This is a genomic window from Streptomyces sp. sk2.1, from assembly GCF_008120935.1.
In the GTDB taxonomy this organism is placed as follows: Bacteria; Actinomycetota; Actinomycetes; order Streptomycetales; family Streptomycetaceae; genus Streptomyces.
The window spans coordinates 197913-224035 of record NZ_RDBO01000071.1 but is presented as its reverse complement, the minus strand read 5'-3'; the positions used below and the strand labels follow the sequence as shown (position 1 = coordinate 224035).

Sequence of the window (26123 nt, the reverse complement as noted above, 5' to 3'; positions counted from 1 at the left end):
GGATCGGCATCAAGCACCTGGCCGAACGCTTCCCCGAAAGCGAGACCCGCATCGCCGCCGCCCTGCGCGAACTCGAAGCCCACGGCTACCTCCACCGCAGCCGCTTACGCCTCGCCGACGGGGAGTCGGGGTGGTGATGCCGGGCTGGTTGTACGAGACGATGCGGCCGTCGGCGAGGCGTAAGCGGCTGCGGTGGAGGTAGCCGTGGGCTTCGAGTTCGCGCAGGGCGGCGGCGATGCGGGTCTCGCTTTCGGGGAAGCGTTCGGCCAGGTGCTTGATGCCGATCCTGGCCCCGGCGGGGAGCGACTGGATGTGGGCGGCGAGCCCGATCGCGGTCAGGGAGAGGCCGCGGTGCTGGGCGAGATGGTTGCCGATGACGGTGAAGCCCGCGGCATGCCGGGAGTTGACGTGGATGATGCCGGACGACGGCGTGGCGTCTCCGGGTACGGGGGACGGGCCGCGCGAGGGCGCGGTAATCTGCGGGGTACCCATCGGGAAGCTCCTACTTCCTCGGTGGTCAGGCCCCCGGTTGAGACCGTCGAATCTCGGTCGGGGGCCGTCGCATGTCTGGAGTTGTCGCGGCGAGCATAAACCGACCAACCCACCCGAAATCCAGCTCAGTTGCCCCATGTCACCTGAGTGGGTGACGGGGGTCGGGTTCGGTTGGGGAGGGTGTTTTCTCCAGATCCTCAAAAGCTTTATGCGTCGTGGGGAACGGGGATGCGGCTCACCGGGTCGTGGGTTTCCGCGACCCGGTGGAGTGGTTGCGGTACCAGGTCGAGTTCGGCCCAGACCGTCTTGCGCGGCACGGGTCCGGTGACGGTGCCCCAGCGGTCGGCGAGCGCCTCGACGATCAGCAGGCCGCGCCCGGATTCCGCGTCGGTGGCGGGGGCGGACGCGACGGGCAGCCGCTCGCCCCGGGTGTCGGTCACCTCGATCCGCAGGAGCTCGTCACGGTGGACGACGAGACCGAGCCGGAAGTCCCGGCCCGGTACGCGGCCGTGGACGGCGGCGTTGGCGGCCGGCTCGGCGACGATGTGCGCGGCCGGCTCCACGGGCAGCCCCCAGTGGCTCAGGTGAGCCGTGGTCAGGAGACGGGCGAGCCGGGCGCCCCGGCGGGTGGGGGAGAGCAGCACCGTGAACTGCCGGGTGGGAGCGGAACGTTCGGTTCGGGTGATGTGTTGGTTCACGTCGCTCAGCGTGGCCGGGGCGTGCGTAGCGTGAACAGCGACAAGGCCCTTGCGTACGGCGATTGTCCGGGGCTTGTCCAGCGTTGTCCCGGCTGTCCGGGGTGACGTGCGGGAGGCATCAGGGGTTGGGTCGGGAACGGCAGGCGCGTCGGAAGTGGGGCACGGATGAGCGTGGATGAAGTGGGTGCGGAACGCGGCGACTTCGAGGTGGACGAGCCGGGCTGGGACGTCGACCCGGACGACGAGTCGGGAGCGGCCGTGGTTGCGGCGGTGGGCCGTCAGATCAAGGCGTGGCGGGAGGCCGCGGGGATGCGGGCCGGCGAGTTCGGGGTCGCGATCGGGTACGGCGAGGACATGGTCTACAAGGTGGAGGGCGGCCGGCGCATCCCCCGGCCGGAACTCCTGGACAAGGCGGACGAGGTGCTCGGCGCGGGCGGGAAGATCGCCGCGATGAAGCAGGACGTGGCGGAAGTTCGGTATCCGAAGAAGATCCGGGACCTGAAGAACATGGAGAAGCGGGCGGTCGAGATGGGGTTGTACAGCAACCACAGCATCCATGGTCTGTTGCAGACGCCGGAGTATGCGCGGGCGCTGTTCGAGATGAGGCGGCCCGCGTACTCGCAGGAAGAAGTGGAGCGAGTGCTGGCCGCGCGTATGGCCAGGCAGGTGGTCTTCGAGAGGTCACCCGCCCCTGCGCTCAGTTTCGTACAGGAAGAGGTGACGCTGTGCCGCCCCATCGGGGGCACAATGGTGCTGCGTCGACAGCTCGAACGGCTTCTGGGGATCGGTCAGTTGAGGAACGTCGAGATTCAGGTGATGCCGACCGATCGCGAGGATCACGCGGGGATGGACGGCGGAATTGAAGTGTTGAAGTTCGGGGACGGTACCGCGGTGGGGCGGTCGGGCGGAGCCTTCGCCGGGCGGCCGGTCTCCGATCCGAAGCAGCTCAGGATCCTTGAGCTGCGCTATGGGATGATCCGGGCCCAGGCTCTCACGCCACGGGAGTCGTTGGCTTTCATCGAAAAACTGCTGGGAGAGACATGATCCGCAAGACCTCTGCCGGAGATGCTTCCGAGCTGGAGTGGTTCAAGAGCAGCTACAGCAGTGGCAGTGAAGGAGACTCCTGCGTCGAGATCGCCGCTTCCCCCGGTGCGGTGCACGTCCGGGACTCCAAGGACGTCCGGGGCCCTCGTCTGGCCTTCGGTCCCGATGCCTGGGCGGGCTTCGTCTCCTACGCCGCCGAGCGCTGATCCCGTACGCGGCCGGGCGTTGAAGTTGTTCGGCCATCGGTCCTGCCGAGGCCCTCACGCCCCGAGAGACTCTGGCCCTCATCGAGCGAATGCTGGGAGAGACATGATCCGCAGGACTTCCGCACAGGACGTTTCCGAGTCGGCCTGGTTCAAGAGCAGCTACAGCAGCGACGGCAACGAGGGCGACTGCGTCGAAGTCGCCGCTTCCCCCGGTGCGGTGCACGTCCGGGACTCCAAGGACGTCCGGGGCCCTCGTCTGGCCTTCGGTTCCGATGCCTGGGCGGGCTTCGTCTCCTACGCCGCCGAGCGCTGATCCCGTTTGCACCCTCGCTCCGGGGCGAGGCGGGGGAGGGGGCCCTGCCGTGTTCGGCAGGAGCCCCCGCAGCAGTACCCCTCCGCATGACGTGACACGTCACCTGTCACGTTCGCGCGCACACCCCCTCACCCCCGGCACGGCTCCATACCCACTCCCGCGCGTTCCGGGGCGCTTTCCCGCATTCCCCGCATCTCCCGGTCGTGGGATCGACACACTGGGCGCATGAGTGATTACCGAAAGGTGCCGCCGGATCACCTCGTCATCAATGTGCGGCACCGGGACGACCCGGTGTCCCTGGTCACCGAGGCGGACGCGTTCGCCGCGTCCCGGACGTACAAGAAGATCGTGGTCCGGGGGCCGCTCTTCGGTATCGCCGAGCAGCGCCGAGGCGAGCGGCCGCGGTGGCGGATGCTGACCGACCTGGACACCGGCTATCCGCAGGACGCCCGCGACGAGTTGAACTCCCGTCTCTGGTTCAAGGCCAAGGACGAGACGGACGACCCCCGCGAGCGGCGCGCCCTGCTGGACGCGGTGGCCCGGCTGGAGACCGAGCCGGTCGACGAACTGACCGTCGGCGACACGCGCTACCGCGTCGTGCGCGCCGACGAGTTCGCCCGGACCGGCGAGGGGCGCATGGAGCCGCCCAGGCCCACGGACGTCGACTCGGAGGGCTGGGACGTCCTGACGCGTACGCCCTCGGCCACCGAGGGCTTCGTCATCGACCACGCGGCGGCGGTGGGGCTGACGGAGGGGCTGGACCGGATGGGGCTGGTGCCGGTCGCGTACACCTCGGAGCGCTTCCCGCCCGAGGTGCTGGCGGACTCGCGGCGGGCGTTGCGGACCCACCCGGGCCTGGTGCTGCTCCCGGTCGCCTTCCGGGTGGTGGAGCGCAGGGAGAAGTCCTGGTCGATGGTGTCGGGGCAGCTCCCCACCCCGCAGGACGCGCGGCGTGCGCTGGTCGACCATCTGCAGACGATGCTGCCGCGGATCGAGAAGATCGATGAGCGGGAGGCCGCCGTGTACGCGCGGGCGGCGGACGCGTTCACCCGGCGGCTGCGGCCCAACGAGCTGACCGTACGCGGGCGTTGCTTCGAGATCGCCCGGATCGAGCGGATGATGCGCATCGGCCCCGCCGGTCCGGAGGGACCACGGCGCTCGGACATCAGCACCCAGGAACCCTCGAAGATCCATCCCACGATGGACGAGTGGGGCAACATCGAACCCGGTTCGTAGCGGACGGGGCGAACGGCGAAGGGCCCGGACGGCCGAAGCGTCCGGGCCCTTCGCCGGGCGTCGTCAGTTCTCGGTGACGGTGACCTTCTCGTCGTTCTTCAGCTGCTCCACCAGCTGCTTGACCTTGGCCTTGTCCCAGACCAGGTTGCCGCCCACGGAGCCGGAGATCGGCATGTTCATCGACGTGCCGTCGCCGCCCGTGACGCCCTTCATGGCGAAGAACATCTGGCTCAGGGACCAGAGCGACATGTCCTTGTCGACGATCAGGGTGTCCAAACCGGCGCCCATCGTCGGGTACAGCTTGAACGGGTTGAGGATCGTCGACGGGGTCGCCGTCTGGCTCGCCAGCGCCGCGAGGAACTTCTGCTGGTTCTTCGTGCGGTCCAGGTCGCTGCCCGCGAAGGCGTACCGGGTGCGGACGAAGGCCAGGGACTGCTCGCCGTTCAGCGTCTGCTTGCCCGCCTGGAAGTCGGCGCCGGACTTCTTGTCCTTGAACGCCTTGGGGATGTCCAGCTCGACCCCGCCGATCGCGTCCACGATCTTGGCGAAGCCGCCGAAGCCGATCTCGACGTAGTGGTCGATGCGCAGCCCGGTGTTGAACTCGACGGTACGGACGAGGAGTTCGGGGCCGTCCATGGCGTACGCGGCGTTCAGCTTGGTGAAGCGGCCGCGGCCCTGGTAGAGCTTGCCGGACTCGGAACCCTTGAACGAGGGGATCTCGACGTTGGAGTCACGGGGCAGGGAGATGAGGGTCGGCCCGTTCGATCCGTCGTGCAGGATCATCATCGAGTCGGTCCGCTTGCCCTCGGCGGAGCCCGTGTGGAGCTTCTTCTTGTCCTCGGCCGTCATGCCCTCGCGGCTGTCGGAACCGACGATCAGGTAGTTGGTGCCGTCACCGCCCTCGGGCCGCTCGATGACCTTGGAGAGGTCCACCTCGCGCTTGAGCTTGGAGTCGGCCCAGAAGTACGTGCCGATGGAGACCGCGAGCACCACGACCACCAGGGTCAGCGAGCCTATCTTGATCCGGCGGCGCCAGTCGGGCGGCGGGCCCTGGACGCGACCGCCGTCGTTCCGGCCGTCCCCGCCGTTGCCACCGGCCCGTCGGCCGTTGTTGCCGCCGTAGACCTGTCCCGTGTTGTAACCGCTGTCGTACGTCGCGTCGCCGCCGTTGCCACCGGGGCCGTACTGCGGCGGCTCCGGCCGGCGCTGCCGGGGTGCCGCGCCGCGCGGCTGCGGCGGCACGGAGGGCCGCTGGACATGCCGCATCACGCGGGCGCTCTCGGGTCGGTCGTTGTCGCTGCCCTGTCCGTAGCGATTTCCGCTGCGGTTGTCGTCGGTCCGCCCGTCGGGCCAGTCGCTCATACGGACCAGTGTGCAGGCCGGGGCCGCCCCCCTCACAGGGGGTACGGGAAATCGGGGCGGGCCTGTTGCCAAGCTGATGCATTGCCGCAGGGCGCTGGACCCCGCATAAGGTGGACGGTATGACAGATCAGGCCCCGCGCCCGGAGGGCGACATACAGGGCAAGCCGACCGCGGCTTCCCGGACCACCCTCAGCCACATCATGACCGGCAACGACACCAACCTGCTGGGCACGGTGCACGGTGGCGTGATCATGAAACTGGTCGACGACGCGGCCGGTGCCGTGGCCGGCCGGCACTCCGGCGGTCCCGCCGTCACCGCCTCGATGGACGAGATGGTCTTCCTGGAGCCGGTCCGCGTGGGTGATCTCGTTCACGTCCGCGCCCAGGTGAACTGGACCGGCCGCTCCTCCATGGAGGTCGGCGTCCGGGTCATGGCCGAGCGGTGGAACGAATCCACCCCCGCCCAGCAGGTCGGCAGCGCCTACCTGGTGTTCGCGGCGGTCGACGCGGACGGCAAGCCGCGCCCCGTACCGCCGGTGATACCCGGGACCGAGCGTGACAAGCGGCGCTACCAGGAGGCGCAGATCCGCCGCACCCACCGCCTCGCCCGGCGCCGCGCGATCAAGGAACTGCGGGAGAAGCGCGCGGCGGACGGCATCGACGACTGAACCCCGAGGGGGCGCGGTCACGGGCAGGAGACCTCGTCGCCCGTGACCGTGTCGAACTCGCCCCGGTCCGTCTCCTCGGCCCGCACCTTCCGGACCCTCTCGAAGTCCGCGCCCGCCGTCACCCGCAGCGTGGCGCCCTGGCCCGCCACCGCCCGCAGCTCGGCCCCGGGCAGGGCCTCGGCCAGGGACTTCGCGGACCGGTCCCAGCGCGGGTCGTAGGTGATCAGGGTGCGCTTCAGATCGTGCGGGGCCGTGTTCGGGGCGTTCGGGGTCGCGTCCGGGGCCGGGGCCGGACCGTTCGGGGCCGTGTTCAGGTCGTCCGGGTTCGCGTTCAGCGGGGTCCGCGTGGTGTCGAAGCCGGTGGCGTGCAGCGCGTCGTCGAGCTTCCTGCCCAGGCCCTCCTTCGCGGTCCCGTTGTAGACCTGGACCCGGATGCGCTGCGGGGCGACGTCGACCTCCACGGCCTTCGGCCGCGCGGGGCGCTCCGGGGCGAGCGGTTCGTCCTCGCGCAGTGCCCGGAAGAGCTTCTTCGACTTCTGCTCGTCCCACTTGACCGTCGAGCCGATGCCCCGGACCGGGTAGGAGACGTTCCCCATCGGGACGGAGGCGAACTCGGACGAGGCGGGGGAGAAGCCGCGCATGGCCTGGCCGAGCTCCAGCATCTGTTCCGTGCCGAAGTCCTTGTCGGCCCGGACCGAGCTCAGCATCGTCGAGGCGACGTCCCGGAACTTCACCGGGTTCAGCAGGACCCCGCTGCCGGTCGCCCGCTCGATCAGCGAGGCGAGGAACTTCTGCTGGCGCTGCATCCGGCCCAGGTCGGCGGCCCCGTCGATGTGCCGGGAGCGCACGTACTGAAGGGCCTGTCCGCCGTTCAGCTCATGGGCGCCCGCGGCCAGGTCGAGGCCGGTGTACGGGTCCTTCATCGGCCGGGTGGTGCAGATCTTCACCCCGCCCAGGGTGTCCACCGTTTTCATGAAGCTGGTGAAGTCGACCTCCAGGTAGTGGTCGATCTTGACGCCCGTCATGTGCTCGACGGTCCGCACGGTCAGGCCCGGCCCGCCCTCGGCGTAGGCCGCGTTCAGCTTCACCGGGTGGGCGGTGTGCTGCTTGCCGGTGGTCCGGTCGAGGTGCGCGGGGATCTCGGCGTAGCTGTCGCGGGGCAGCGAGACGACGCTCGCCCGCTCCTTGTCCGCGGACAGGTGCACCAGCATGATCGTGTCGGTGCAGTGGCAGGGCGCGCCGCCCAGCCGGTACCGCTGCTTCTCCTCCGGGGTGATCCGGTCGCGGCCGTCGGTGCCCACGAGCAGCAGGTTCATGCCGTTGCCCGCGCGGGGCCGGTTCTTCATGTCCTTGAACGGGTCGATCCGGTCGATCCCGGTCTCCAGATCGGTCACCACCGCGTGGCCGATGCCGCCGGCCCCCAGCACCAGCACGGAGAGACCGGTCACCATCCGCATGCCCCAGTGCGGCCGCTCGTCCTGCCTCCTGGAGCGGTGCCGCGGCGGAAGCGCGCGGGAACGCGGCGGACGAGGCGAACGGGGGGAGCGGTGCGGCGTGGGCACGGGGGGACACCTCCGCGGTGCGAGGGAAACCATTCGCACAGTAGGTCCATATGATCGGATGCCCGGTGCGTGACCCGGCGGGGCGCGTCCGTGTCCCCCGTTCGCGCTAACGCGGCGACGAGTCGTACCGCCCGGTGAGGTGCCGACCCCCGGTGCCCCCGAGGACCGGCCGAGGACCACCGTGTCTGCCGCACGGCACCCCGCCGCCCGGCCGTGACCGGCGTAGACCCAGCCGCACGACGACGCGCCGAAGGGGGCCCTCCGAAGTTCCGGAGGGCCCCCTTCGGTGTTCCGCGCGCCGCCGTTACCAGGTGAAGCCCGGCTGGATGTCCATGCAGGCACCCTCGGCGTCGCCGTTGAGCGCGCGTGCGCTCTTCGGGGTCTTCTCGTCGGCCTCGTCCGCGTGGTAGGCCCCGTCCTCGCGCCAGTCGGCCCCCACGGTCAGGGTGATGCCGGAGACGTCGGTCGACTTCTTCACCGCCGACATCGGGACGCCGAGCGCCTTGGCCACGGCCTGGGCGTTGCCCTCCATGTCCACGCTGGGGAAGAGGATCTTGGTGCGGGCCGACGCCTCGGTGTTCTGGGCGTCGACCGCGGCCTGGGCGAAGCCCTTGTCGGCCAGCAGCTGCTTGACCGCCGTGGCCCGGCCCTTGACCGGGTAGTCGAGCCCTATGCGCGTGCCGTTGCGGATGCTGACCGGGATCTCGGCAATCGGTGACGTGGGCTCCTTGACGGTCGGCTTCTTGCGCTTGGAAGCCTTGCCGTCGAGCGGGACGTCGTCGCGGACCATCTGGAAGAGCTGGTCGGCGTCGCCGGCCTTGGGGAGCACCCGTCCGTCGAGCGCGCCCGTGCCGTAGACGTTCGGCATCGTCGTCATGGTGATGCGCTTGGTGGGGGCCTTCTTGAGCTCCTCCGCCAGGTCGTACAGCTTCTTGACGGTGTCGAGGCCCTTGTCGACCGTCAGCGCGTTGATCGCCGCGTCGGCCAGGTCCATCAGCTTGCCCGGGTCGGTGAGCTTGGTTCCCTTGCGCAGCTCACGGACCATCGAGTTCATGTACATGTGCTGGGCGTGCGTGCGGCCGAGGTCGGTGCCGTCCTCGAAGCCGTAGCGGGTGCGCAGCCACTGCAGGGCCTGCTCGCCCTTGATCTTGGTGGTGCCCTCCTCCAGCTTCAGCCCGGAGCCCTTGCCGTCCCTGGTGCGGGAGTGGACGTTCTCCTTGACGCAGACCGGGACGCCGCCGACCGCGTCGGCCATCGAGACCACACCGGCGAAGTCGATCATCATGAAGTGGTCGATGGTGATGCCGGTCAGCTCGTACCAGGTGGCCACGGTGCATCCCGGACCGCCGCGGCCGAGCGTCTCGTTGGTCATCGCGAGACCGGTGGAGGCGGGGTAGACGCGCTTGGTCTTCGGGTCGGTGCACTTCGGGATCTTCAGCATCGTGTCGCGCGGCATGCTGATCACCGACATGTTGCTGCGGTCGGCGGACAGGTGCAGCAGCATCTGCACGTCGGCCAGCGGCGGCGCGCCGAAGGTGTTCTTGGCCCCGCCGAGCTTCTGGTTCGCCTTGGAGTCCCGCGCGTCCGAACCGATGAGCAGGATGTTCAGCGGGGTCTGACCGGCGGCGTTGGCCTTGTGGTCGGCCATCTTCCGGTCGCCGAGCGTCAGATCGGCCTTCTTGATGTTGCTGTTGAGGTGTTCGTAGTAGAGGTATCCGGCCCCCGCGCCGCCGATTATCAGCAGCGCGAGAACGGACGCGCTCCAGCGCAGCACCCGGCGTTTGCCCTTCTTGCCGTGGCGCTTCGGCCCCCCGCGCCGATGACCGCCCGACGAGGACGCGGACCGTCGGCCGCCCTCTTCCGGATTCGCGCCCTGTTCGGGCACGCCCTCGCTCAGCCCGTCCTCCGGGTCGAGTTGACCGGTGTGGCGGACGCGTGATCGTGTCCCCTCCCCGGGCGTGCTGCTCCGTCCCACCGGGACCCCCCTGTTGCTCGGACTCGTGGTGTGGCGCGGTGACCCGGTGTCACTTGGCGCACTCTGCCTTGTCGGCGTTTGCCTGCTGGACGTCCGCCGGAACCTTGGCGGGTCCGACGATGGGCGTGCCCGCGCTCTCGAAGTCGTCGCCGAGCGTCAGGACCATTGCCTGAAGCCCCTCGGCGTCCTCGGCGCCCTGCTTCATGGCCGAGCCGGGCAGGCCCATCATGGCGGCCAGGGCGCGGGCCTGGTCCGCCTGGTTCGGTGCGTACTCCAGCGTCGTCTTCGCGGTCTTCGCCGGGGCGTTGGCCTTGTTCGACGACTTGAGCACGCCCTTCTCGTTCTGCAGCCAGGCGACCGTCGTCTGCGCGGCACCGGCGACCTTGCCGCCGTTGTACACGTCCACGCGCACGTCGCCCGCCGCGGCCTTCGGCCCCTTGAGGAGCGCGTCCTGCTTGCTCTTCGCGGCCTTCTTCTGCGACTTCACCTCGGTCAGCGAGGTGTCGTTGCGCATCATGGCGAACAGCGGCTCGGCCTTCGCCTCGTTCAGTACGACGGTGGCCTTGACCTTCTCGGCCGGGTTGTCGAGCACCGGCACCGTGGTGAAGGTGATGTTCTTGGTGTTGACCTTGCCGAGCTCCTGGGCCAGCGAGGCCAGCTTCTTCACCGAGCCGATGGCGGAGTCCACGGTGAGGGCGTTGGTCGCCGCGTCCGCCAGCTTGTACAGCTTGGTCGGGCTGGTCAGGGTGTCGTCCGACTGCATCTGCCGCATCATCGAGGCGATGAACTGCTGCTGGACCTTGATCCGGTCCAGGTCGCTCTCGTTGCCGAAGCTGTGCCGGGTCCGTACGAACGCCAGGGCGTCCTCGCCCTGGATGCGGTGCTCACCGGCCGGCAGGTCCAGGTGCGACTTCTCGTCCTTGACAGGCTTGGCCAGGCAGACCTCGACGCCGCCGACCGCCGTGGACAACTCCTTCACCGCGTTGAAGTCGACCATCATGAAGTGGTCGACCTCCAGACCGGTGATCTCCTTGACCGTGTCCATGGTGCAGCTCGGGTCCCGGCCGTCCTGGCCGAGGCTGGCATTGAACCGGATGTTCGGGGTGCCCGGGATGGTCTTCTCCGAACCGTCCGGCTGCCTGGTGGTGCACTCCGGGATGTCGGTGATCATGTCGCGCGGGATGCTCAGCGCCGTCGCGTTGGTGCGGTCCTCGGAGACGTGGAAGAGGATGTTGGTGTCGGCGTGGCCCACGCTGCCCTTGTCGCCGTAGCCCTCGTTGCCCTTGCCGGTGCGCTTGTCGGTACCGATGATCAGGATGTTGACCGGGGCGTCGGTGTCGAAGACGTTCTTGTTGCCGGACCCGCCCACGTCGACCGTGTCCAGGTTGCCGTTGAAGTGCTGGTACAGCGCGTACCCCGCCGCCGACAGGCCGACGAGCACGAAGGCCATCGTGCCGCCCGTCCACAGCAGCACCTTCTTGCGGCGGCTCTTGGCGGCCTTGGGCGCCTTGCGGCTGCGGCGGCCCGCCGGCTCCGTCCCCGACCCGTCGGAACCGGAACCGTCCTGGCCGCGTCGCCCGTTGGCCGAACGGCGGCCGCGCTGGCCCGGCACCTCGTGGCGTGCGGCCGGCCCGTGGCCGTCCCGGGCCGCGGCGCGGCGCCCGCCCCGGCCGTCCCGGGGGGCGTCGCCGTGCTCCGAATCCCCGTCCCGGACCGGGCCCCTGCTATTGGGGACACGCGGCGCGGAAGTCCGCGAAGAGCTTGCCGAATCCCCTCCGGAATGATTCAGTCGCAGTTCGTAATCACCGGTCTGCGGGTTGAGTACCCACTGGTCCGCGGGATCGATTTCGTCCGCCCGCCCACGACTTTGCGCATCCACGGTCGCTTGAGTCCTCCGTCGGTGCCACGCCAGGCGCCTCCCCCGATCAGGCGCTCGTTCTTTCGCTCCAGAAGTGCGCGGCCTGGCGGCCGGAAGCACCGGATCGCGTCACACTATCGGCCCCGTTCGGCATCGAGCGACGAGCGTGACAAATTCCACGGTCCTTACAACTGGTCATACTGCCCATTACACGCCGATCACCGGCCTCTGCTTGGGAATTGCTTTACTGCTCGCACAGGTCCGCCGCCGCGTTGTTGCCCGAATAGGTCGGTGTGGGGCTCGGCCCGGAAGCCTCCGGAGAACCGGTCGAGCCATTCTTTTTCCGGTTGTTCTTCTCGTCGTCATCCCGGTCCCGGTCCGCGCCGTCCCGGTCCCGGTCCGCGCCGTCTTGGAGCTGGTCCGCCGGGACGACGACGACCGGATCGTCCTCGCGCAGTCGCTTGAAGAGCCGGTCCGCATCGGGTTGTACGAGTTCGTCCCGGTTCCGGTTGGCGGCGTACGGCTGCCGGGGCACGGTCAGGAACTGCACCTTGTCGGTCGGTACGTCGCGCATGCCGCGCACCAGCTCGTACAGGTCCTTGAGGCTGTCCAGGCCCGGGTCCGTGGTCAGCGCCTTGGTGGCCGCGTCCAGGACCGGGTAGAGCCGGGTCGGGTTGAGCAGGACGCCGTTGCTCTGCACCTTGTTCACCAGTGCGCCCAGGAACTGCTGCTGGCGGTCCATCCGTTCGGTGTCGCTGCCGTTGCCGATCGACTTGCGGGCCCGTACGTAGCCCAGCGCCTGCTCGCCGTCGAGCGTCTGGCGCCCGGCGGGGAGCTTCAGATGGGCGTCGGTGTCGTTCACCGGTTTCTTGAGGCAGACCTCCACCCCGTCCACGGCGTCGACCATGTCCTTGAAGCCGTTGAAGTCGACGACCATGTGGTGGTCGATCCTGATGCCGGTCAGCTTCTCGACCGTGCGGACCGTGCAGGCGGTGCCGCCGAGCTCGAAGGCCCAGTTGAACTGGGCGAATTGCTTCTTCGTCGCTTTGCCGTCCGCAGTGTGACAGACCGGGACATCCACCATCAGGTCGCGTGGCAGGGACATCGCGGTGGCGCTCTTCCGGTCCGCGGCCAGGTGCAACAGGATCGTGGTGTCCGAGCGCTGGCTGCCGCCGTCGTCGCGGCCGTACGCGCGGTTCTCGCCGGCCCGGCTGTCGGAGCCGATGAGCAGGATGTTCTCCGCGTCGTGCACCACGGAGACGGGCCGCTCCCGCTCGTACGCCTTCAGCTCGGCCGCCGCGGAGACGTCCGTCCTGATGTTGCCGTCCAGCTTCCGGTACAGCCACCAGCCGACGCCCGCCGCGACCAGGACGAAGAACGAGGCGCCGAGCGCGGTCCAGCGCAGCCAGCGGCGTCGATGCCCGTCGGCGGGGGCCGGAGCGGCGTCGGAACCGGCCCCCGGCCCGCTCCCGCCCGTGGCCGAGTCGTCGGAGTCGTCCGGCGGTCCGGCGCTTTCGCTCACGTCTGCGTCCATCCTTCACGTTCGGCGGCGCGCTGGGCCGCCGGTCGCAGGAGTAGACGGCTGAACCTCACGCTTGGTTGTGTCCCGGGCGGGCCCTAACGCCGATCATGTACCGGAGTTGATGCGCATCCCCGAGGACTCGGCCCGGTGTGGGCCGGACGGGTGGCCCTCGGGGTGCCCGTCATGCCGTCCTGTTGGTGACCCGCTCGCTCTCGACGCGCTTCGCCAGGGCATCGGCGTCCAGTCGCTCCAGGTTCCGGCACAGGACCACGGAGCCCCCGACGGCCAGCGGTGCGAACAGCCCCGCGCTCAGCCCCTCCCAGCTGTCGTACGCGCCCCCGGTGAGCAGTCGCGATCCGGCGGTCAGGCCGAGCCCGGCCGCGTCCTCGCGGGCCCGGGCCACCAGTTGCGCCGACGTCAGCTCGACGCCGTCCACCGCCAGCGCGGGGGCGTCCGGATCCACGGGGGCGAACGGGGCGAACCGGTCGCCCTGTCCCGGCACCTCGACCGCGTAGTCCGCGAAACCCTCCGGCGGCTGCGGGAACCTGCCGCCCAGCGGGCGCAGCGCCAGGGCGATCCGCTCGCCCGAGCAGGCGCGCGCGGCCTCCAGCGCGTCCGGGCCGCTGACGACGAGGTCGGCGGCGGCCGGGTCGCCCTGCACGTCGGCGACGACTCCGACCGAGGAGCAGGCGAGCAGCCAGACCGCGGACTGCCAGTGCGCGGGCAGCAGGAGCGCGAGCCGGTCGCCCGGCTCGGCGGCGAGGTCGCCCTGGAGGAGGTTGGCGGTCTTGGCCACCCAATTGGCGAAGGTGGCCACCGACAGTTCGACGCGTTCTCCGGTGGCGTCGTCGTAGAAAGTGACCAAGGGGCGGGCCGGGTCCGCGGCGAGCGCGGAACGCAGCAGGTCGGCAGGGGTGCGGTCGGTGGCGTTCATCCGCGCAAGAGTACGCGGCGGCGGCGGGCCGGGCGGGGCGGAAGGGTGCCGGGGACACCGGTTCGGCAGACGGTCCGTCAATTGCGGGGGTATGTCCGGGTAGCCGGAGTCGCGGAATTATGTCCAATATCATTTTTATGCGTGCCTTCCTAGCATCTTCGATCGGTGTCACCTGCGCGGCCGTTCTCGCACTGCCGTCGGCCGCGCCGGCGGGCGCCGCCGCCCCCGACACCCGCACCGTCCCCGCCGCTCCCGCCGGGTCCGCGGCCTCCACCGACCTGCCGGGCTCGACGCAGTCCCTGCCGATGCGGCCCCTGCCGGTCGTGTCCGGCCGGGCCGCCGAGAGCTCCGGCCAAGGGCTGACCGAACGTGAGGTCCGGCCCTTCTCCCTGGTCGGCGTCGTCTGGGACGACGTCGACACCGAACTCCACGGCACCGTCCAGGTCCGCACCCGGGCCGCCGGCACCGACCGCTGGTCGGACTGGCAGGACCTGGAGACGCACAACGCGGAGCACGCCGCGGACCCCGGTTCTGCCGAGCGCGGCTCGGGCGCGGTCCGGGGCGCCACCGCCCCGCTCTGGGTGGGCGACTCCGACGGCGTCGCGGTTCGCGTGGTCCCGGACCCCCCGGACCCGCAGGACCGGACCGGGCACGCGGTGTCGCTGCCCGGCGGGCTGCGGCTCGAACTCGTCGACCCGGGCGAGGACCCGCGGCCGCTCCCCGTGAGGGACGAGGAGACCGGAGCGGGGGACATCGGGAAGCCGGACGCCGGGGAGGCGGAGGGCACCGGGGACGTGGCCGGGGCCCAGGCCGTGACGGACGGCCAGGCCATGACGGGGGCCCAGCTCCTGGCGGACATCCGGGCCGAGGCGGGCGCCCAGGTCCTGGCGGGCATGCAGGCCGCGACCGCCACCCTGCCCGCGACGGAAACCGGGGCCGCGACGGAAGCCGGGGCCGGAACCGGGACGGAAGCCGGAACCGGGACGGAAGCCGGGGCCGGGACGGGCACGGCGGCCGGGACGGACGGGCGCACCACGGCCCTCGAACCGAACGTGCTCCCCGCCCTGAGCCGGGCGGAGACCGAGGCCCAGGCCGGGACGGAGAGCAAGACGGCGGCGGGCGCCCGCCCGTACATCGGACCCCGGCCGCGCATCATCACCCGCAAGGGCTGGGGCGCCGACGAGAAGCTCAGGGAACGCGCCTTCGCGTACACCAAGACCGTCAAGGCCGCCTTCGTCCACCACAGCGCCACGGGCAACAACTACACGTGCTCCCAGGCGCCCTCGGTCCTGCGCGGCATCTACCGCTACCACGTGAAGAGCAGCGGCTGGCGCGACTTCGGCTACAACTTCGCCGTCGACAAGTGCGGAAACATCTACGAAGGACGCGCGGGCGGCGTGACGAAGCCGGTCCTGGGAGCGCACACGCTCGGCTTCAACTCCAACAGCATGGGCATCGCGGTGCTCGGCACCTTCACCAAGTCGAACCCGCCCGCCGCGGCCGTCACCGCCGTCTCGAAGCTCACCGCCTGGAAGCTCGGCCTGTTCGGCGCCAACCCGAAGGGCAAGGTGACCCTGGTCTCGGGCGGCGGCAACAAGTACAAGAAGGGCAAGAAGGTCCGGCTCAACGTCATCTCCGGTCACCGGGACGGCTTCGCAACCGAATGCCCCGGAGCGCGTCTCTACAAGAAGCTCGGCTCGGCCAGGACCAGCTCCGCCCGCCTGCAGGGCCGCTGACCGGAAGCCCGCGGGACCGGCGCGGACCGCTGCGACTGCCGATCGGGCCGGCCGGACCGGTCTGCATACACTGGCCAGCCGAAAACAGGCCAGGTCCCAGCAGGAAGCAGAGTCAGTGCCGTGACAGAGGCAAAAGAAGCGATCCTCCTGGTCGGTGGCAAGGGGACCCGGCTGCGCCCGCTCACGGTGCACACGCCCAAACCGATGGTTCCGGCGGCGGGCGTCCCGTTCCTCACGCACCAGCTGGCCCGGGCCCGGGCCGCCGGTGTCGAGCACATCGTGCTCGCGACGTCGTACCTGGCGGAGGTCTTCGAGCCGTACTTCGGCGACGGCTCGTCGCTCGGCCTGCACATCGAGTACGTCACCGAACGCGAACCGCTCGGCACCGGCGGCGCGATACGCAACGTCGCGTCCCGGCTCGCGGCGGGGTCGGACGAACCGGTGCTCGTCTTCAACGGCGACATCCTCACCGGCCTCGACATCCGGGCACTGGTCGCCACGCACACGGACTCCGGCGCGGACGTCTCCCTGCACCTCACCCGGGTCGAGGACCCGCGCGCCTTCGGCCTCGTGCCGACGGACGGGAACGGCAGGGTCACCGCGTTCCTGGAGAAGCCGCAGACGCCCGAGGAGATCGTCACCGACCAGATCAACGCGGGGGCGTACATCTTCCGGCGGTCGGTCATCGACACCATCCCGGCCGGACGCCCCGTCTCCGTCGAGCGCGAGACCTTCCCGGGACTGCTCGCCTCCGGCGCCCACCTCCAGGGCATGGTCGACTCCACGTACTGGCTGGACCTCGGCACCCCGCAGGCATTCGTGCGCGGCTCCGCCGATCTGGTCCTGGGCCGCGCCCCGTCGCCGGCGGTGCCCGGCCGGTGCGGCGACCGGCTCGTGCTGCCGACGGCCTCTGTCGCCGACGACGCCAAGCTCGGCGGCGGCACGGTGGTCGGCGAGCGCGCCCGGATCGGCGAAGGGGCCCGCGTCGACGGCTCCGCGATCCTGGCCGACGCGGTCGTCGAGCCGGGAGCGGTGATCACCGACTCGCTGGTCGGGGCCGGTGCCCGGATCGGCAGCCGTACGGTGCTCGCGGGCGCGGTCGTCGGGGACGGCGCCCGGGTCGGCGCCGACAACGAACTGCGCGACGGCGTACGCGTCTGGTGCGAGGCGGTCCTCCCGGACGCGTCGGTGCGCTTCTCGTCCGACGAGTAGACGGGGCGGAGGCTTCACGCGCGGGCGCGCGGGCGACGGTCGGGCGAAGGCGCGGGCGGCGGGTCCGGTGCGGCGCTTACCCTCGACAGGCAGCCCCGACGACCGAGGACCCCACCGTGGCAGGACGATTCGCCCCCCGCAACGCTCCCCGCACGGCCCTCCCGCACCCGGCGCCGGTACCGGCTCCGTCCTCGGCTCCGGCTCCGTCCTCGGGACCGGTACCGGCTTCCGGATCGGTACCGGCTTCCGGATCGGTTCCGGCTCCGTCATCCGGACCGGTTCCATCATCGGTACCGGCTTCCGCGCCGACGTCGGCTTCCGGATCGGTTCCGGACACCGGTGCGCTGACCCGGGAGTGGACCCCGCCCGGCCCGTTCGACCTGCGGCTCGTCATCGGCCCGCTGCGCAGGGGGCCCGCCGATCCCACGTTCCGGATGACCCGGGACGGCACGGTCTGGCGGGCGAGCCGTACGCCCGCGGGGCCCGGCACCCTCCGCCTCGCCGCCCGGGGCGGCCGGATCGAGGCGTCGGCCTGGGGCCCCGGCGCGCCCTGGCTGCTGGACCGGCTCCCGACGCTGCTGGGCGCGACGGACGACCCGGACGCCTTCCGTCCCCGCCACCGCCTGCTCGCCCTGACCCGGCACAGCCGGCCCGGTCTGCGCCTGGTGCGCACCGGCCTGGTCATGGAGTCGCTGATCCCGTCGATCCTGGAACAGAAGGTCACCACGGACGAGGCGTACCGCGCCTGGCGCCTGCTGGTCCGGGGACACGGCACCCCGGCGCCCGGCCCCGCGGACCACGCCCCGTTCACCGCACTCGGGCTGCACGTCATGCCGGACGCCCGCACCTGGTCCCTGATCCCGTCCTGGGAATGGCACCGGGCGGGCGTCGACGCCAAGCGCTCGGCCACGATCCTGCGCGCGGTGCGCGTGGCCCGCCGCCTGGAGGAGGCGTCCGCCATGGAACTCCCCGAGGCCGCGGCCCGCCTGGAACTGATCCCCGGCATCGGCCCCTGGACCTCGGCCGAGACCCTCCAGCGCTCGAACGGCGCGGCAGACGCGGTCACGGTCGGCGACCTCCACCTCCCCGGCATCGTCGGTCACGCCCTGGCGGGCAACCGGGACGCCGACGACGAGGAGATGCTGAGGCTCCTGGCCCCGTACGAGGGGCAGCGCCACCGCGCCACCCGGCTCGTCCTGCTGTCGGGCCGCACCCCGCCCCGCCGCGCCCCGCGCAGGACCCGCGGCGACATCGCCCGCCTGTAGCGCCCGCCCCGCACGGTCGTGACGCGGCGTCCGTCGTACCGACGCGGCGTCCGGCAGCGCCGACGTGGTGCCCGTCGTACCGGGGCCGGGAGCCCGCCCCGTCTCACCGCACCGTGACGAAGTCCTCCGCGTCCCGGCCGGCCCGGGCCACCGGCGCGACCAGCGGGCGTCCCACCGCGACCGCTCCCAGCGGGTCCCACGACTCCGGCAGGTCCAGCACCTCGCGCACCACGTCCCGGCAGAACATCGTCGAGGACACCCACGCCGACCCCAGCCGCTCACCGGCCAGCGCCACCAGGAAGTTCTGGATGCCGGCCCCCGCGGCGACCACGAACATCTCGCGCTCCGCGCGGTCCCGCCGCTCGTCCCCGTACGTGTGGGAGCCGTCCATCACCAGGCACGGCACCACCAGATACGGCGCCCGGCGCAGCACGTCGCCGCGCCGCACCCGCTTCGCGATCGACTCCTCGCTCTTCCCGTCGCGCCGCAGATCCGCGATCCACGCGTCCCGCATCGCGTCGAGCAGCCGGGTCCGGGACTCCTCGGACTCCAGCAGGACGAACCGCCACGGCGTCGTGTGGTGCGGCGCGGGCGCCGTCACGGCGGCGGCCACGGCCCGCCGCACCGCCCCCGGGTCCACCGGGTCGTCGGTGAACTCGCGCACCGTGCGCCGCAGGGTCACCGCCTCCCGCACCGCCTCCGACGTACCGAGCCGGAACATGTCGTCGGCCGCGCCACGCACCAGCGCCCGGGCGCCGCCCGCCGAGTCCGCCGGGTCCACCACGTGGCCGAGCCCCCGGACCACCGCGACCGGCAGCCCCGCGGCCTTGCCCTTGACCAGGTCGCCGGCCGAGGCCAGCTCGTCGGCGGTGGCCACCACGGTCGCGCTCAGCGGATTGCCGTACGCGTCCGTGCCGCCGCGCAGATCGTCCAGCACCAGGACCCCGGCCGCCCCGATCGCCACATCGGTCAACCCGCTGCGCCAGGGGCGCCCGAAGGTGTCCGTGACGACGACGCCGACCTCGACGCCGAGGCTGTCCCGCAGCCCGTCCCGGATCGCCCGCGCCGAGGCGTCGGGGTCCTCGGGCAGCAACAGCACCGTCCCGGCGGGGGTGTTCGAGGCGTCCACCCCGGCCGCGGCCATGACCAGGCCCTGCCGGTTCTCCACGATGCGCAGCGTTCCGCGCCGCGCCACCACCCGTACCGTCTCGGCGTCGATCGCCGCCTCCCGGTCGGTGGCCTCGACGATCCGGCCCTCCGCCTTGGACACGATCTTCGAGGTGACCAGCAGCACGTCGCCGTCGACCAGCCCCGGTTCGGCCGCGGCGATCAGCTTCGCCAGGTCGTCCCCGGCCCGCACCTCGGGCATCCCGGGCAGCGCCCAGACCCGGTAGGCCGGCGGAGAAGAAGGAGAGGGGGAGGGGAAAGAAGGAGAAGAGGAGGAAGAGGGAGAAGCGGCGGGGGAGGCGAGGCCGTCCGCGGGCCCGGGGGAACCGGCGCTCACGCCCGTACCTCCTCGGCCAGCGCCAGCGCCTGCCGCGCCATCTCCGCCGTCGCGTCGACGTCGGTCATCATCAGCGGCACGGCGCGGCAGCGGATGCCGGCGGCCTCCACCTCGTCGACCGCCCCGGCGTCCACGGTGTCGACGAGCCACCCGTCGAGCAGCCCGGAGCCGTAGTGCCGGGCCACTGCCGACGCCGTCGACTCCACGCCCACCGCGGCGAGCACCTTGTCCGCCATGCCGCGCACGGGCGCGTCCCCGACGATGGGGGAGAGGCCGACGACCGGCACCCCGGCCTCCGCGACGGCCTCCCGGATGCCGGGCACGGCGAGGATCGTCCCCACCGACACGACGGGGTTGGACGGCGGGAAGAGGATCACGTCGGCCTCGGCGAGGGCCTCCAGCACGCCCGGCGCGGGCTTGGCCTGCTCGGCGCCGACCGGCACGATCGCCTGCGCCTCGACCGAGGCGCGCAGCTTCACCCAGTACTCCTGGAAGTGGATCGCCCGGCGTTCGCCGTCGAGGTCGACCGCGACGTGCGTCTCGACCCGGTCGTCGGACATCGGCAGCAGCCGGACCCCGGGCTTCCAGCGCGCGCAGAGCGCCTCGGTGACGGCGCTCAGCGGGTAGCCCGCGCCCAGCATCTGCGTGCGGACGATGTGCGTCGCGAAGTCGCGGTCGCCGAGCCCGAACCACTCGGGCCCCACGCCGTACGCCGCGAGCTCCTCCTTGACGTGGAAGCTCTCGTCCGTACGCCCCCAGCCCTGCTCCTCGTTGATGCCACCGCCGAGGGTGTACATCACGGTGTCGAGGTCGGGGCAGACCTTCAGCCCGAACAGATGGATGTCGTCACCGGTGTTGCCGATCACCGTGATGTCCGCCCCGGGCGCGGCCTGCTTGAGGCCACGCAGGAAACGAGCACCGCCGATACCGCCGGCCAGAACCACAATGCGCATGCGGGACAGTCTGTCAGGCGAAGCCCGGTCCTTGTGGGGGTGGTGGCGGGCGACGGGCGGAGCCCGGCCCCGATGGTGCGTGGGGCGTCAGGCGGGTACGACGTCGGCGGTCGCCGGGGAGCACTGCGCCGCGTGCATCGGCATCTCGGTCAGCCCGGGGTAGTAGACGTGCAGGCTGACGGCCGGTTCGAGCGAGTCGTTGACCACTTCGTGCACGTAGCCGGGGGCGAAGACCCGCTGCGCGCCGGGGTCCAGGGTCCGGTCGCCGCGTTCGGTGCGCTCGGTCAGCCGGCCCTCCAGGACGGTCAGCACGCCGGAGGACGGGCCGTGGTCGTGGCGGCCGCTGCCCTGGCCGGGCACCCAGCTGAGCAGCCAGACCTCGTAGCCGAGTGGGGTCTCCCCCGTCCGGGCGGAGCCGGGAGCCGGGGGAACCGTGTGCAGCCGGTGGTACCAGCGGGTGGTGGCGTCGTACCGGACGAGCGGCTCCCACCGGGCGCGGTCGGCCGCGACGCGGCGGGCGAGCCCGACGAACTCGGCCACGGTGGCGGGGTGCTCGCGGGGCGGCTGGAGGAGGTGCTGGACTTCGAGGATGTCGCCGGCGATCTGGAGGTCGCTGTCGCTGTTCATGGATGAGGTGGTTCCTCGGCATGGGGGGTGCGTGTGCGGGGGTCGCGGAGACCGGAGAGCCGCGGCCGTACGGGACGGACGACGTCCCGCGGAACGCTCTGCGGATCTGCGGAGGGGCTCCGCGCGGAAGAGCTGGATCGAAGAAGCCGGATCAGAGCCGGTGCCCCGGGGGCATCAACAGCTGTGACAGCTGGAACAGCAACAGCGGGCCTGGACAGCGGTGCGGAACCCACGGACGTGGGTGGCGTACATCGCTGCGGTCGCTGGCATGCAGTCAAGGAGACCGGCTCGATGTCGCCGCTGTCAACCCGATGCCCGGTTTGGCGGCAATGTTTCACCCCATTCGGTCGGGCGGTTTGCAGAAAGGTTTATTCAGCCATGGTGGCGGAGATGTGGCGCACCAACCGTGTCCGTAAACGTCGTTGAAGGTCCGTGACCCGGCTGTGATCTTGGTCGCTTCGGTGATCGAATCCGAAACATGGAGATGACTCCACTCGTCTCACCCAGTGAGAGGCGGGGGCGTGATGAGGCCCACGGCATATGTCAGTTTTTTGCTGATTTGCACACTTTCCGCATACGTTTGGTTCCGCAGAGTGAATACCGAGGCCAATAGCAGATCCTCGCTTGACTGGCCTGGAGATACACACTTGTAATTTCACTCGTGTCGTTCGGCCGCGATCAGTAACGGCTGCATCACGGGGACGCAAGAGACAGACGAGGGGCGCACATGACCGAGCTGTTCCAGCAACTGCTGGTCGAGGACGCGGACGAGGAACTCGGCTGGCAGGAGCGCGCACTGTGCGCCCAGACCGATCCCGAGTCCTTCTTTCCCGAGAAGGGCGGATCCACCCGCGAGGCCAAGAAGGTCTGCCTCGCCTGCGAGGTCCGGTCCGAATGCCTTGAATACGCCCTTTCCAACGACGAACGCTTCGGAATCTGGGGCGGTCTTTCGGAACGTGAGCGACGCCGCCTGAAAAAGGCAGCCGTCTGATCGCGGAACCCCGCGACGAGACGAGACGGAGCCCGCGCCGCGACGAGCGGAACGGCGGGACGAGCGGAACGACGGGGCGGGTGGCCCGCCGTCCACCGCACACGGCCCGCCACAGCGGGCGGACCACCCCGTGGACGCGTCGTCCGCGACGACCCCTGTGACGACGACCCCCGCGGACGAGCCGGACGCCCTGAGGCCCGGACTCCGTGACCTCACCCGGGCTCCGAGCTCCAAGCCCCGAACCGCGACCGGCCATGGCCCGTCCCGGCCCGGCCCGGCCCCTGCCGTCCCGCCGCCGTCCCCGCCGTGCCCGGCCCGGCCCCGCCGCTCCCGGTCCGTCACCATCCGGCCGCCGTCCTGCCGTCCCGCCGTCGGCGAGGGCCGGGAATGCCTCGGCGCCGGGGCCGGTACCGGGCTCCGCGGCCCTCGCGCCGACCCTCGCGGTGGCCCCCGTTCGAGCGCTCGGCGCCACCGCCGTTATCCGTACCGTTAGTGTGGGGCCCCGTCCGAGACGCGCCAACGCCCTGACGGAGCGCGCGTGTACACCGATGCAGCCCCCGGGGGACTTCCCCCGGATCCGGCCGGAGGGCCCGTACCTCGATGTCCGTGCACAGCCAATCGGCGGCGCCGTACGCGGCCGCCGCCGCCCCCGAGTTCCCCCGGCACGTCGTCACCGCCGTGCTCGTCTCCCACGACGGAGCGCGCTGGCTGCCCGACGCGCTCGCCGGACTGCTCGGGCAGGAACGTCCCGTGCAGAACGTCGTCGCCGCCGACACCGGCAGCGCCGACGACTCCGCGCAACTGGTCACCGAGGCGCTCGGCGCCGAACGCGTCCTGCACCTCGCGCGCCGTACGAGCTTCGGCACCGCCGTCGACGAGGCGGTCCGCACGGCCGGCGTCCTCTCCCCCGACGAGCTGCCGTACCTGAAGCGCCCCAGCGGCTGGGACCCCGTCACCAGGACCTGGCGCGACGACGCGTACGAGATGCCGGAGCTGCCGCACGGCGAACCGGTGCAGTGGCTCTGGCTGCTGCACGACGACTGCGCCCCCGCCCCCGACGCCCTCGCCGAGATGCTGCGCGTCGTGGACACCGACCCGCACGCCGCGATCGTCGGCCCCAAGCTCCGCGGCTGGTACGACCGCAGGCAGCTGCTGGAGGTCGGCGTCTCCATCGCCAACAGCGGGCGCCGCTGGACCGGGCTCGACCGGCGCGAACAGGACCAGGGCCAGCACGACCAGGTCCGTACCGTGCTCTCCGTCTCCACCGCGGGCATGCTGATCCGCCGTGACGTCTGGGAGGAGCTCGGCGGGTTCGACCGCAGGCTCCCCCTGATGCGCGACGACGTCGACCTGTGCTGGCGCGCGCACGTCGCGGGACACCGGGTGCTCGTCGCCCCCGACGCCGTCCTCCGGCACGCCGAGGCGTCCGCCCGCGAACGCCGCCCCATCGACTGCGCGGGACGCTCGGTCGCCTCCCCGCACCGCGTCGACAAGGCCGGTGCCGTCTACACGATGCTGGTCAACGCACGCTCCAAGGTCCTGCCCTGGGTGCTGCTCCGGCTCGTCGTCGGCACCCTGCTGCGCACCCTCGCCTACCTCGTCGGCAAGGTGCCCGGCCAGGCCCTCGACGAGGTCGCCGGGCTCTTCGGCACCCTGCTGCGGCCGGGCAGGATCCTCGCGGCCCGGCGCGCCCGCGGCAAGGGCGCCGTCGACCAGGCCGAACTGCGCGGCCTCTTCCCGCCGCCCGGCGCCACCGTCCGCGCCACCGTCGAGCAGGTCGCCGGCAACTTCGGCAGCGGCTCCGACACCGACTCCGGCGGCTCCCGGCACGGCGCCGTGGAGTCCGGCCCCGGCGGCGACGACGCCGACTTCCTGGAGATCGAGCAGTTCGCGCGGCTGAAGCGGATCGGCCGCAAGCCGGGTCCGGTGCTCTTCGCCGTCCTGCTGCTCGTCTCGCTCGTCGCCTGCCGCGGCCTCCTCGGCGGCGGCTCGCTGACCGGCGGCGCGCTGCTGCCCGCCCCCGGCGACGTCTCCGACCTGTGGGGCAAGTACGCGGACGGCTGGCACACGGTCGGCACCGGTGGCACCCAGACCGCACCGCCCTACCTCGCCGTGCTCTCGGCGCTGTCCGCGCTGTTCCTCGGCTCGACCGGCCTCGCGCTCACGCTCCTGCTGGTCTGTTCCGTCCCGCTCGCCGGACTCACCGCGTACTTCGCCTCCCGGCCGCTGCTCGAATCCAGGCTGCTGAGGGCCTGGGCGAGCGTCGCGTACGCCTTCCTGCCCGCCGCGACCGGCGCCCTGGCGACCGGCCGCCTCGGCACCGCCGTACTGGCCGTGTTCCTCCCGCCGATCGCCCGCGCCGCCGTCTCCGCGCACGGCATGCGCGCCTCCGGCGGCGCCCGGGGCAGCTGGCGCGCGACCTGGGCGTACACCCTGCTCATCACCTTCGTGATGGCGTTCACGCCCATCGTCTGGCCGCTCGCCGTCGTCCTCGGCATCGGCGTGCTCGTGCTGCGCCGCGACGACATCACCGCGTACGGCCTGCGCTTCCTCGCCGCGATCGGCACCCCGCTTCTCGTGCTCGCGCCCTGGTCGCTCTCGCTGCTCACCAGCCCGTCCCGCTTCTTCGAGGAGGCGGGCCTGGACATCGGCGCGGGCACGGCCTCCGCGCTCGACCTGCTCGCCATCAGCCCCGGTGGCCCCAAGGCCGCGGGCAGCGTGCTGCTGTTCGGCATCGTGCTCGCCGCCCTGGCCGCGCTGCTGCGCGGGGAGCGGCAGTTCGCGGTGCGCACCGCCTGGACGGTCGCGCTCGTCGCGATGGTCTTCGCCGCACTGGCCAACGGTTCGGGCTGGGCCGGCCCCGCCACCCTCGTGTACGGCATCGCGCTGATCGCCGCCGCGCTGGTCGGCGCGGACGGCGCCCGGGTGCGCGTCGCCGAGCTCAGCTTCGGCTGGCGCCAGCCCGTCGCCGCGCTGATCGCCCTCGCCGCGGGCCTCGCCCCGGCCGTGGCCGCCGTGAGCTGGATGATCGGCGGCGCCGGGGGCCCGCTGGAGCGCCGCGACCCGGTGCAGGTGCCCGCGTTCGTGGCGGAGGAGAGCGCCACCCGCGACCAGCCGCGCACCCTGGTGCTCGGCGGCTCCTCGCCCTCCACCGTCTCGTACACCCTGGTACGCGGCTCCGGGGCGCGCCTCGGGGACGCCGAACTGACCGCCGCGGGCGGCAGCAACAGCCACCTCGACAAGGTCGTCGCCAACCTGGTCGCGGGCTCCGGCGCCGACCAGGGCAGCCAGCTCGGCGGCTTCGCGATCCGGTACGTACTGGTCCGCGACGGCGCCCCGAAGGAGATGAGCCGGGTCCTCGACGCGACCCCGGGGCTCAGCCGGCTGAGCCAGCTGGACGGCAGCGCGCTGTGGCGGGTGGAACGCCAGGTCGCCCGGGTCATGATCGTTCCGCCCGGCGAGGGCGGCGAGCAGCTGCCCGTGGGCTCCCTGCCCGTCGAGGCGCACACCAAAATCCCGGCGGGCGAGTCCGGCCGGGTGCTGCGGATCGCGGACGCCGCCGACTCCGGCTGGCAGGCCACGCTCGACGGCCGGCCGCTGACCCGCAAGACCGTCGACGGCTGGGCCCAGGGCTTCGAGCTGCCCGCCGAGGGCGGCACGCTGGACCTCACGTACGACACTCCGTTCACCCACACCGCCTGGATCTGGGCCCAGTGCACGCTGGCGCTCGTCCTGCTGGTCCTCGCCCTGCCGGGCCGTCGCCGTGAGATCGACGACGACCTGCCCGAGGAGGCCGTGGCGGCCCCCGTGGAACCGGTCACGGGCGAGGGGCGCCGGGCCCGCAGGCTGCGCGCGGCCGCCCAGGCGGAGGCGGAGGCCGGGCCGGACCCGGACGCCGCCCCCGGACAGGCGCCGCACGCGCCGGGCGAGTACGTCCCGGCCCAGCGGGCGGAGGAGTACGACCC

Annotated in this window: 20 protein-coding genes and 2 pseudogenes; 11 read left to right on the top strand and 11 right to left on the bottom strand. The window is 71.8% G+C overall.

Translation table 11 applies throughout. The features are described 5' to 3' along the window. Window positions 1–122 (top strand): annotated as a pseudogene (locus tag EAO76_RS46645) (helix-turn-helix domain-containing protein); the annotation flags it as partial. Here the strand turns inward: EAO76_RS46645 and EAO76_RS46640 are convergent. Together EAO76_RS46640 and EAO76_RS25785 are read right to left on the bottom strand one after the other, a co-directional pair. Then, window positions 121–492: pseudogene (locus EAO76_RS46640) on the bottom strand (helix-turn-helix domain-containing protein); the annotation flags it as partial. The pseudogenes EAO76_RS46645 and EAO76_RS46640 overlap by 2 nt on opposite strands. Before the next feature lie 206 nt (window positions 493–698). Next, entirely contained in the window at window positions 699–1190 is a 492-nt protein-coding gene (locus EAO76_RS25785; RefSeq protein ID WP_262375741.1) for an ATP-binding protein, read from the bottom strand. Window positions 1191–1355: 165 nt separating this feature from the next. On the opposite strand from EAO76_RS25785, the gene EAO76_RS25780 reads away from it, so the two are divergent. The 4 genes from EAO76_RS25780 (at window position 1356) to EAO76_RS25765 (ending at window position 3989) form a co-directional block, all read left to right on the top strand. Beyond that, entirely contained in the window at window positions 1356–2234 is an 879-nt protein-coding gene (locus EAO76_RS25780) for a helix-turn-helix transcriptional regulator (RefSeq protein WP_148838294.1), read from the top strand. Further along, entirely contained in the window at window positions 2231–2440 is a 210-nt protein-coding gene (locus EAO76_RS25775; RefSeq protein ID WP_148838293.1) for a DUF397 domain-containing protein, read from the top strand. The genes EAO76_RS25780 and EAO76_RS25775 overlap by 4 nt, the downstream gene beginning before the upstream one ends. Window positions 2441–2543: 103 nt before the next feature. Further along, window positions 2544–2753, top strand: coding sequence for a DUF397 domain-containing protein (locus tag EAO76_RS25770; RefSeq protein ID WP_148838292.1), 210 nt, complete (start codon window positions 2544–2546; stop codon window positions 2751–2753). A 225-nt stretch (window positions 2754–2978) separates the two neighbouring features. After that, the gene (locus tag EAO76_RS25765) at window positions 2979–3989 is read left to right on the top strand and encodes a DUF5954 family protein (protein ID WP_148838291.1); all 1011 of its coding nucleotides are present in this window, start codon (window positions 2979–2981) and stop codon (window positions 3987–3989) included. 63 nt (window positions 3990–4052) lie between these two features. Here the strand turns inward: EAO76_RS25765 and EAO76_RS25760 are convergent, their stop codons facing one another. Further along, a complete protein-coding gene (locus EAO76_RS25760; RefSeq protein ID WP_148838290.1) occupies window positions 4053–5351 on the bottom strand; it encodes an LCP family protein in 1299 nt (432 codons plus the stop codon). A gap of 119 nt (window positions 5352–5470) precedes the next feature. Between EAO76_RS25760 and EAO76_RS25755 the strand changes: the two genes are divergently transcribed. Further along, window positions 5471–6019 (top strand): acyl-CoA thioesterase, encoded by a 549-nt coding sequence (locus EAO76_RS25755; RefSeq protein ID WP_148838289.1) that lies wholly within the window; start codon window positions 5471–5473, stop codon window positions 6017–6019. Window positions 6020–6036: 17 nt separating this feature from the next. On the opposite strand, the gene EAO76_RS25750 is transcribed toward EAO76_RS25755, so the two are convergent. The 5 genes from EAO76_RS25750 to EAO76_RS25730 all read right to left on the bottom strand — a co-directional run bounded on the left by EAO76_RS25750 (window position 6037) and on the right by EAO76_RS25730 (window position 13870). Continuing rightward, the gene (locus tag EAO76_RS25750) at window positions 6037–7476 is read right to left on the bottom strand and encodes an LCP family protein (RefSeq protein WP_148838288.1); all 1440 of its coding nucleotides are present in this window, start codon (window positions 7474–7476) and stop codon (window positions 6037–6039) included. 409 nt (window positions 7477–7885) lie between these two features. After that, window positions 7886–9556 (bottom strand): LCP family protein, encoded by a 1671-nt coding sequence (locus tag EAO76_RS25745; protein ID WP_148838287.1) that lies wholly within the window; start codon window positions 9554–9556, stop codon window positions 7886–7888. Between the two features lie 49 nt (window positions 9557–9605). Beyond that, window positions 9606–11435, bottom strand: coding sequence for an LCP family protein (locus EAO76_RS25740; protein WP_148838286.1), 1830 nt, complete (start codon window positions 11433–11435; stop codon window positions 9606–9608). 223 nt (window positions 11436–11658) lie between these two features. Beyond that, the gene (locus EAO76_RS25735; protein ID WP_262375740.1) at window positions 11659–12936 is read right to left on the bottom strand and encodes an LCP family protein; all 1278 of its coding nucleotides are present in this window, start codon (window positions 12934–12936) and stop codon (window positions 11659–11661) included. A 181-nt stretch (window positions 12937–13117) separates the two neighbouring features. Next, a complete protein-coding gene (locus EAO76_RS25730) occupies window positions 13118–13870 on the bottom strand; it encodes a TIGR03089 family protein (RefSeq protein WP_148838284.1) in 753 nt (250 codons plus the stop codon). Window positions 13871–14007: 137 nt separating this feature from the next. On the opposite strand from EAO76_RS25730, the gene EAO76_RS25725 reads away from it, so the two are divergent. The 3 genes from EAO76_RS25725 (at window position 14008) to EAO76_RS25715 (ending at window position 18083) form a co-directional block, all read left to right on the top strand. Further along, window positions 14008–15606, top strand: a complete 1599-nt coding sequence (locus EAO76_RS25725; RefSeq protein WP_262375739.1) for a peptidoglycan recognition protein — start codon at window positions 14008–14010, stop codon at window positions 15604–15606. A gap of 120 nt (window positions 15607–15726) precedes the next feature. Then, window positions 15727–16818, top strand: a complete 1092-nt coding sequence (locus tag EAO76_RS25720; protein ID WP_148838282.1) for an NDP-sugar synthase — start codon at window positions 15727–15729, stop codon at window positions 16816–16818. Between the two features lie 116 nt (window positions 16819–16934). Beyond that, window positions 16935–18083, top strand: a complete 1149-nt coding sequence (locus EAO76_RS25715) for a DNA-3-methyladenine glycosylase 2 family protein (protein ID WP_148838281.1) — start codon at window positions 16935–16937, stop codon at window positions 18081–18083. 103 nt (window positions 18084–18186) lie between these two features. Here the strand turns inward: EAO76_RS25715 and EAO76_RS25710 are convergent, their stop codons facing one another. From EAO76_RS25710 to EAO76_RS25700, 3 genes are all read right to left on the bottom strand, one after another. Then, window positions 18187–19587 carry a coenzyme F420-0:L-glutamate ligase gene (locus EAO76_RS25710; protein ID WP_262375738.1) on the bottom strand — a complete coding sequence of 467 codons (1401 nt, stop codon included), beginning with the start codon at window positions 19585–19587 and terminating at the stop codon, window positions 18187–18189. Further along, on the bottom strand, window positions 19584–20540 hold the full coding sequence (gene cofD / locus EAO76_RS25705; protein WP_148838279.1) for a 2-phospho-L-lactate transferase: 957 nt from the start codon (window positions 20538–20540) through the stop codon (window positions 19584–19586). The genes EAO76_RS25710 and cofD overlap by 4 nt, the downstream gene beginning before the upstream one ends. An 87-nt stretch (window positions 20541–20627) precedes the next feature. Further along, complete coding sequence (locus tag EAO76_RS25700; RefSeq protein WP_148838278.1) at window positions 20628–21167, bottom strand: cysteine dioxygenase family protein; 540 nt, start codon at window positions 21165–21167, stop codon at window positions 20628–20630. 727 nt (window positions 21168–21894) lie between these two features. On the opposite strand from EAO76_RS25700, the gene EAO76_RS25690 reads away from it, so the two are divergent. Together EAO76_RS25690 and EAO76_RS25685 are read left to right on the top strand one after the other, a co-directional pair. Continuing rightward, a complete protein-coding gene (locus EAO76_RS25690) occupies window positions 21895–22158 on the top strand; it encodes a WhiB family transcriptional regulator (RefSeq protein ID WP_030927001.1) in 264 nt (87 codons plus the stop codon). A gap of 600 nt (window positions 22159–22758) precedes the next feature. Beyond that, a partial coding sequence (locus EAO76_RS25685; protein ID WP_148838372.1) for a glycosyltransferase family 2 protein occupies window positions 22759–26123 on the top strand: 3365 nt, incomplete at its 3' end.

Excerpts from the sequence above, each read along its gene's own strand:
- EAO76_RS25780 (WP_148838294.1), top strand. The coding sequence starts at position 1,356 with ATGAGCGTGGATGAAGTGGGTGCGGAACGCGGCGACTTCGAGGTGGAC.
- EAO76_RS25775 (WP_148838293.1), top strand. The coding sequence starts at position 2,231 with ATGATCCGCAAGACCTCTGCCGGAGATGCTTCCGAGCTGGAGTGGTTC.
- EAO76_RS25770 (WP_148838292.1), top strand. The coding sequence starts at position 2,544 with ATGATCCGCAGGACTTCCGCACAGGACGTTTCCGAGTCGGCCTGGTTC.
- EAO76_RS25765 (WP_148838291.1), top strand. The coding sequence starts at position 2,979 with ATGAGTGATTACCGAAAGGTGCCGCCGGATCACCTCGTCATCAATGTG.
- EAO76_RS25760 (WP_148838290.1), bottom strand. The coding sequence starts at position 5,351 with ATGAGCGACTGGCCCGACGGGCGGACCGACGACAACCGCAGCGGAAAT.
- EAO76_RS25755 (WP_148838289.1), top strand. The coding sequence starts at position 5,471 with ATGACAGATCAGGCCCCGCGCCCGGAGGGCGACATACAGGGCAAGCCG.
- EAO76_RS25750 (WP_148838288.1), bottom strand. The coding sequence starts at position 7,476 with ATGCGGATGGTGACCGGTCTCTCCGTGCTGGTGCTGGGGGCCGGCGGC.
- EAO76_RS25730 (WP_148838284.1), bottom strand. The coding sequence starts at position 13,870 with ATGAACGCCACCGACCGCACCCCTGCCGACCTGCTGCGTTCCGCGCTC.
- EAO76_RS25725 (WP_262375739.1), top strand. The coding sequence starts at position 14,008 with ATGCGTGCCTTCCTAGCATCTTCGATCGGTGTCACCTGCGCGGCCGTT.
- cofD (WP_148838279.1), bottom strand. The coding sequence starts at position 20,540 with ATGCGCATTGTGGTTCTGGCCGGCGGTATCGGCGGTGCTCGTTTCCTG.
- EAO76_RS25700 (WP_148838278.1), bottom strand. The coding sequence starts at position 21,167 with ATGAACAGCGACAGCGACCTCCAGATCGCCGGCGACATCCTCGAAGTC.
- EAO76_RS25690 (WP_030927001.1), top strand. The coding sequence starts at position 21,895 with ATGACCGAGCTGTTCCAGCAACTGCTGGTCGAGGACGCGGACGAGGAA.